Below are 7,275 nucleotides of genomic sequence, written 5' to 3'. Positions count from 1 at the left end.
AGCGTGTTTTCACACAGCCTGAGAAGGCGGGTTTTCAGTAAACAGGAGATCAGAGCAGGAAAATTGTCGCCAGCCCGAGGAAGATGAAAAAGCCTCCGCTGTCGGTCATGGCCGTAATCATCACGCTGGCACCCATCGCCGGATCGCGGCCCATCTTCGCCAGGGTCATCGGAATCAAGACCCCCATCAACGCCGCCAGCAACAGATTGAGCGTCATCGCGGCGGTCATCACCACGCCGAGCGACCAACTGCCATACAGTAGATAGGCGACCACACCGATCACCCCGCCCCATATCACGCCATTGATCAAGGCGACCGCCAACTCCTTGCGCATCAGGCGCGAGGTATTGCCGGTGCTCACCTGGTCCAGCGCCATGGCACGAACAATCATGGTGATGGTCTGGTTGCCCGAGTTCCCACCGATCCCCGCCACGATCGGCATCAACGCCGCCAGCGCCACGAGCTTCTCGATCGAACCCTCGAACAAACCGATGACCCGGGAAGCCACGAACGCGGTAATCAGGTTGATCGCCAGCCAGGCCCAACGGTTGCGCAGGGATTTCCAGACCGACGCAAAAATGTCTTCTTCTTCACGCAGACCCGCCATGTTGAGAACTTCGCTTTCGCTCTCTTCACGGATCAGGTCGACCATTTCATCGATGGTCAGACGGCCGATCAGCTTGCCGTTCTTGTCGACCACGGGCGCGGAGATCAAGTCGTAACGCTCGAACGCCTGGGCGGCATCGTAGGCGTCTTCGTCCGGGTGGAAACTCACCGGATCGCTGGCCATCACCTCGGAAACCTGTTTGTCCGGATCGTTGACCAGCAAACGCTTGATCGGCAACACGCCCTTGAGGACGCCGTCGTAATCGACCACGAACAGCTTGTCGGTGTGGCCCGGCAGCTCTTTCAGGCGACGCAGGTAACGCAGGACCACTTCAAGGCTGACATCCTCGCGGATGGTCACCATCTCGAAGTCCATCAATGCACCGACCTGTTCCTCGTCGTAGGACAGTGCCGAACGCACACGCTCGCGTTGTTGCTGGTCGAGGGTCTCCATGAGCTCATGGACGACGTCTCGCGGCAGCTCGGAAGCCAGGTCAGCGAGTTCGTCGGCATCCATGTCCTTGGCGGCCGCCAGGAGCTCGTGATCGTCCATGTCGGCGATCAGCGATTCACGGACCGAATCGGATACTTCAAGGAGGATGTCGCCGTCGCGATCGGCCTTGACCAGTTGCCAGAGCGTCAGACGATCGTCCAGCGGCAAGGCTTCAAGGATGTAGGCGACGTCGGCGGAGTGCAGATCATCGAGCTTGCGTTGCAACTCGACGAGGTTCTGCCGATGGACCAGGTTCTCGACCCGGTCATGATGCGGGCCTTCCTGGCGGTGAGTCAGGTCTTCTACCACTCGCTGGCGCTGCAGCAACTCAACCACCTGAGCCAGGCGATCCTGCAAGCTTTCCTGCGTTTTCTTTACTTCAACTTCGGACATAGGCGAACTCCACTCCCAGCAGCGGGGCACGCCGGAAGGATCAATCAGTCAATTCATGATTGGTAAAACGGGGTACTGAGTAACTACTGGGTAAGTCCATGGAGGTATTCCACAAGCCCCGGCGGGGCTGACGGGCGCAATGATACACCGCCTGACGGTTTTAAACGTTAAAAAATCTCGGCTGAAACAAGCGCTTGCACTACAAACCTGAGCATCGTCCTGATCCGTGAAAGTGCGACGACGTATTCTGAAAAGAAAACACACGCCCCTTCGAAAATTGTAGCCGCTACCCTTGAAAAGGAACGTCATGGAGGACGCCTGATGCCATCATCTCCGCAATTCTTCTTTCTGCTCAGCCTGCTTGCTCCCTCACCCTTGGCGCTCGCCACCAGCGTTCAACGCTGCGAGGCGGCCAATGGGCGCATTACCTTCACCACACTGAGTTGTGCCGCAGGGGAAAGCGCTTCACTTCAGGATGTCCGTGCGTTTACACCCGGCAGCACGATGGCGCTTATGCCGCCAGCCGAACCCCGTGAAACATCAGGAATGAAAATCCAAAGGAAAGAGCCGACCGTGGTCGGTAAGGCCCAGGACAAGTGCGGAAACCTGATCACTGCCAGGCAACGCCGGGAAGCGATCATCCATCAGCGTGTGATCGCCGGCATGAGCCAGCAAGACGTCGAAAGCGCCCTCGGCAAGCCGGACAGGATCAGTATTCGCAATTCAGCCACGAGCTACCGTTACGACACTCAGCGAGGTCGTAGCGCAAACGTAGAGTTCGATGAGAAGGGATGCACGAAAGGAAAAGCCAAATCCCGGACGGCAAAAAGCCCGCATTAAATGCGGGCTTTCTGTTGTATGGTGCACTCGACAGGATTCGAACCTGTGACCGCTCGGTTCGTAGCCGAGTACTCTATCCAGCTGAGCTACGAGTGCAATTTGTGTTTTTAGACCAGATCACAACTGGTTGAAGCCAAGTCATTCACATTACTGCAGATGACTCTTAAATGGTGCACTCGACAGGATTCGAACCTGTGACCGCTCGGTTCGTAGCCGAGTACTCTATCCAGCTGAGCTACGAGTGCATTTGTTGCCGCGCATTATAGGCCGTCTAATCTCTATGTCAAACACTTTTTCTAGTAATTTCAACAACTTACCGAAAAAGCCAGATTACAACGTACTAAGCAAATAATGGCGGAGAACGGGGGATTCGAACCCCCGACACCCTTTTGAGGTGTACTCCCTTAGCAGGGGAGCGCCTTCGGCCACTCGGCCAGCTCTCCGCAACACGGGGCGTATATTAACCAGCTTCTTCCCCGTTTGCAAACATAAAAAACGATAAAAATTAATGGCTTGGTTCTTCGTCCTTCTCTTTCTTGATACGCAGGTAGATTTCTTCCCGGTGAACAGCGACCTCTTTGGGGGCATTAACACCGATGCGCACTTGATTTCCTTTGACGCCGAGTACGGTCACGGTGATTTCGCCATCACCGATAATCAGGCTTTCTGCACACCGACGAGTCAGAATCAGCATACCTTTCTCCTCACGCATTTCATTTCAGGGACAACAGTCTGCAAAAAAAAGGCACTCGACCCACAACCGGAGCGGTCGCAGCCCTACATGCCTGAGTATTGACTAGCGCGAGCAAAAGAACAGGCTCGGGGGTCACGCCATTCAAAAAAACAAAAGGCGCGGTCAGACCGCGCCTTCTGGCAAACGCATCACTCGCCCTGGCGGGCCGGCGCGTCCAGTTCGAAAGCCGTGTGCAGAGCGCGCACAGCCAGCTCCAGGTACTTCTCTTCGATCACTACGGAGACTTTGATTTCCGAGGTCGAGATCATCTGGATGTTGATGCTTTCCTTGGCCAGGGATTCGAACATGCGGCTGGCCACGCCTGCGTGAGAGCGCATGCCGACGCCAACGATCGAGACCTTGGCGATCTTGGTGTCGCCCACGACTTCACGGGCACCCAGCTCGCCAGCGGTTTTTTCCAGCACGGCTTGCGCCGCCTGGTAGTCGTTACGGTGCACGGTGAAGGTGAAGTCGGTGGTGTTATCGTGCGCGACGTTCTGCACGATCATGTCGACTTCGATGTTCGCGGCGCTGATCGGGCCAAGAATCTTGAAGGCAACGCCCGGGATGTCTGGCACGCCACGGATGGTCAGCTTGGCTTCATCGCGGTTGAAAGCGATACCGGAAATGATCGGCTGTTCCATGGTTTCCTCTTCATCAATAGTAATGAGGGTGCCCGGACCCTCCTTGAAGCTGTGCAGTACGCGCAGCGGAACGTTGTACTTGCCGGCGAACTCGACCGCGCGGATCTGCAACACCTTGGAACCGAGGCTGGCCATTTCCAGCATCTCTTCGAAGGTGATCTTGTCCAGGCGCTGGGCCACGGACACCACACGCGGGTCGGTGGTGTAGACGCCGTCGACGTCGGTGTAGATCTGGCATTCGTCAGCCTTCAGGGCCGCCGCCAGCGCCACGCCGGTGGTGTCGGAACCGCCACGACCGAGGGTGGTGATGTTGCCGTGCTCGTCGACGCCCTGGAAACCGGCGACAACCACCACACGACCTGCCTTCAGGTCACCGCGAATCTTCTGGTCATCAATCTGCAAGATACGCGCTTTATTGTGCGCGCTATCCGTCAGAATCCGCACCTGGTTGCCGGTGTACGACACCGCCGGCACGCCGCGCTTGATCAGCGCCATGGCCAACAGGGCAATCGTCACCTGCTCACCGGTGGAGACGATCACGTCCAGCTCGCGCGGAACCGGTTGGCCGTCGCCACTGATTTGCTTGGCCAGATCGATCAGACGGTTGGTTTCGCCGCTCATTGCAGACAGCACAACCACCAGGTCATCGCCGGCATCGCGGAATTTCTTAACCTTGTCGGCGACCTGCTCGATTCTCTCGACAGTGCCGACCGAGGTGCCTCCAAATTTCTGTACGATCAAAGCCATTTCAAAGCCGCCTCTGCCCATGAAGGGCGCCCAAATAATCACTCAAACAGCGTTGCGGCCCGCCACTAGACTACGAGCCGCAAGCACTGCCTTATAGACCCTGCTCTACAAACGGAACGGTCAGCGCCAGTGCCGCATCCAGTGCGCCAGCGTCGGTACCGCCGCCTTGCGCCATGTCTGGACGACCACCGCCCTTCCCGCCCACTGCCGCAGCGGCTTGCTTCATCAAATCACCGGCTTTGAGTTGGCCAGTCAGGTCTTTGGTTACGCCTGCAACCAGAACGACCTTTTCCTCATGGACACTGCCGAGCAGGATCACTGCGCGGCCGAGTTTGTTTTTCAGTTGATCGACCAGCGCCAGCAGCGCCTTGCCATCCTGACCGTCCAGACGCACGGCCAGCACTTTCACACCCTTGACGTCCTGCGCCTGGGCCGACAGATCGTCGCCCGCGGCACTGGCAGCCTTGGCTTGCAACTGCTCGAGTTGCTTCTCCAGCAGACGGTTGCGCTCCAGCACAGCCGACAGCTTGTCGATCAGGTTGTCGCGGCTGCCCTTGACCAGGCTCGCCGCTTCCTTGAGTTGTTCTTCCGCCGCGTTCAAGTAAGCCAGTGCCGCAGCACCGGTGACGGCTTCAATACGACGCACACCCGATGCCACACCGCCTTCGCTGATGATTTTCAGCAGGCCGATGTCGCCGGTACGGTTGGCGTGGATACCGCCGCACAGTTCGACGGAGAAATCCCCCATGCTCAGTACGCGCACGCTATCGCCGTACTTCTCGCCGAACAGCGCCATGGCGCCTTTCTGCTTGGCGGTTTCGATATCGGTTTCTTCGGTTTCAACCTCGGAATTCTTGCGAATCTCGGCGTTGACGATTTCTTCCAGCGCTTTCAGTTGCTCAGGCTTGATCGCTTCAAAGTGGCTGAAGTCAAAGCGCAGGCGCTGACTGTCCACCAACGAACCTTTCTGCTGAACGTGGTCGCCCAGTACCTGGCGCAATGCAGCGTGCAGCAAGTGAGTCGCCGAGTGATTCAGCGAAGTCGCGTGACGCACTTCGGCGTCGACATGTGCCTCCACCGGAGTACCTACGATCAGGCTGCCCGAATCCAGCACGCCGTGGTGCAGGAACGCACCACCGGTCTTGGTGGTATCGCGCACGTCGAAACGCGCAGCACCGGCCTGCAGGAAGCCGCAATCACCAATCTGGCCACCGGACTCCGCATAGAACGGCGTCTGATCGAGGACGATCACGCCCTCTTCGCCTTCGCTCAGTACGTCAACCGATTGCCCGTCCTTATAGAGAGCAACGATTTTGGCGGAACCGCTGTGAGCGGTGTAACCGGTGAACTCGGTGTCCACATCGACCTTGACCAGGCTGTTGTAGTCCATGCCGAAGGAGCTGGCGGAACGGGCACGGACGCGCTGGGCTTCCATCTCACGCTCGAAACCTTCTTCGTCGATGGTCAGGCTGCGCTCGCGAGCGATGTCGCCGGTCAGGTCCATCGGGAAACCGTAGGTGTCGTAGAGTTTGAACACCACGTCGCCCGGCACCACGTCGCCTTTGAGTTCAGCCAGATCCTGCTCGAGGATCTTCAGGCCCTGCTCCAGGGTCTTGGCGAATTGCTCTTCTTCGGCCTTCAGCACGCGCTCGATGTGTGCCTGCTGGGATTTCAGCTCAGGGAAGGCCTCGCCCATCTCGGCGACCAGGGCCGCGACGATCTGGTAGAAGAAGCTGCCCTTGGCGCCCAGCTTGTTACCGTGACGGCAGGCGCGACGGATGATCCGGCGCAGCACGTAGCCGCGGCCTTCGTTGGACGGCAGCACGCCGTCGGCGATCAGGAAACCGCAGGAACGGATGTGGTCAGCCACGACTTTCAGCGAAGCCTGGGCGTCGTTGGTGCAGCCGATGGCCTTGGCCGACGCGCTCAGCAGGCTCTGGAACAGGTCGATTTCATAGTTCGAGTGAACGTGCTGCAGCACGGCACTGATCCGCTCCAGACCCATGCCGGTGTCCACCGACGGCGCTGGCAGCGGGTGCAACACGCCATCGGCGGTGCGGTTGAACTGCATGAACACGTTGTTCCAGATCTCGATGTAACGGTCGCCGTCTTCTTCCGGCGAACCCGGTGGGCCGCCCCAGATGTCGGCGCCGTGATCGTAGAAAATCTCGGTGCAAGGACCGCACGGGCCGGTATCGCCCATGGTCCAGAAGTTGTCGGAAGCGTACGGCGCGCCTTTGTTGTCGCCGATGCGCACCATGCGCTCGGCCGGAACGCCGATTTCCTTGGTCCAGATGTCGTACGCCTCGTCATCGCTGGCGTAGACGGTGACCCAGAGCTTTTCCTTCGGCAGGTTCAGCCACTTGTCGGAAGTCAGGAAGTTCCAGGCGTAGCTGATGGCATCACGCTTGAAATAATCGCCAAAGCTGAAGTTACCCAGCATTTCGAAGAAGGTGTGGTGACGAGCGGTATAACCGACGTTTTCCAGGTCGTTGTGCTTGCCGCCGGCGCGCACGCATTTCTGGCTGCTGACCGCGCGGGTGTACGCGCGTTTTTCCTGGCCCAGGAAGCAGTCCTTGAACTGGTTCATCCCCGCGTTGGTGAATAGCAGGGTTGGGTCGTTGCCCGGAATCAAAGAGCTGGAGGCTACACGGGTGTGGCCTTGCTCTTCGAAGAAGCGAAGGAAGGCTTCACGGATTTCTGCGCTTTTCATTAGGTTCTTCCACGGAGGCTGCGGCCAAAGGCCTGTTCGAAACGTCAACAGACGAAGCGACGGCAAAGGGCCGCATTATATCGGCCCTGCGCGCGGGGTACAGCGT

5 protein-coding genes and 3 tRNA genes are annotated in these 7,275 nt (G+C 58.4%); 1 reads left to right on the top strand and 7 read right to left on the bottom strand.

Annotated elements, in window-relative coordinates; translation table 11 throughout:
• Window positions 1–49: 49 nt before the first annotated feature.
• Complete coding sequence (gene mgtE, locus PMI26_RS25090) at window positions 50–1,492, bottom strand: magnesium transporter (protein ID WP_007971042.1); 1,443 nt, start codon at window positions 1,490–1,492, stop codon at window positions 50–52.
• A 321-nt stretch (window positions 1,493–1,813) separates the two neighbouring features.
• Between mgtE and PMI26_RS25095 the strand changes: the two genes are divergently transcribed.
• Window positions 1,814–2,332, top strand: a complete 519-nt coding sequence (locus PMI26_RS25095) for a hypothetical protein (RefSeq protein WP_007971041.1) — start codon at window positions 1,814–1,816, stop codon at window positions 2,330–2,332.
• A 19-nt stretch (window positions 2,333–2,351) separates the two neighbouring features.
• On the opposite strand, the gene PMI26_RS25100 is transcribed toward PMI26_RS25095, so the two are convergent.
• From PMI26_RS25100 to alaS, 6 genes are all read right to left on the bottom strand, one after another.
• Window positions 2,352–2,428 (bottom strand) — tRNA-Arg (locus PMI26_RS25100).
• A gap of 72 nt (window positions 2,429–2,500) precedes the next feature.
• Window positions 2,501–2,577: transfer RNA gene (locus PMI26_RS25105), tRNA-Arg, on the bottom strand.
• Window positions 2,578–2,684: 107 nt separating this feature from the next.
• Window positions 2,685–2,775, bottom strand: a tRNA-Ser gene (locus tag PMI26_RS25110).
• Between the two features lie 62 nt (window positions 2,776–2,837).
• Window positions 2,838–3,026 (bottom strand): carbon storage regulator CsrA, encoded by a 189-nt coding sequence (gene csrA / locus PMI26_RS25115; protein WP_002554426.1) that lies wholly within the window; start codon window positions 3,024–3,026, stop codon window positions 2,838–2,840.
• Window positions 3,027–3,214: 188 nt separating this feature from the next.
• Window positions 3,215–4,456 carry an aspartate kinase gene (locus PMI26_RS25120; protein WP_007971040.1) on the bottom strand — a complete coding sequence of 414 codons (1,242 nt, stop codon included), beginning with the start codon at window positions 4,454–4,456 and terminating at the stop codon, window positions 3,215–3,217.
• Between the two features lie 91 nt (window positions 4,457–4,547).
• Window positions 4,548–7,169: an alanine--tRNA ligase gene (gene alaS, locus PMI26_RS25125; protein ID WP_007971039.1), complete on the bottom strand. Its 2,622-nt coding sequence runs from the start codon at window positions 7,167–7,169 to the stop codon at window positions 4,548–4,550.
• Window positions 7,170–7,275 lie beyond the last annotated feature (106 nt).

Origin of the sequence: Pseudomonas sp. GM33 (genome assembly GCF_000282295.1) — a bacterium.
Taxonomy (GTDB): Bacteria; Pseudomonadota; Gammaproteobacteria; order Pseudomonadales; family Pseudomonadaceae; genus Aquipseudomonas; species Aquipseudomonas laurylsulfatiphila.
Note: the sequence above shows the minus strand (reverse complement) of the source record. Positions and strands in the feature narration are given on the sequence as shown.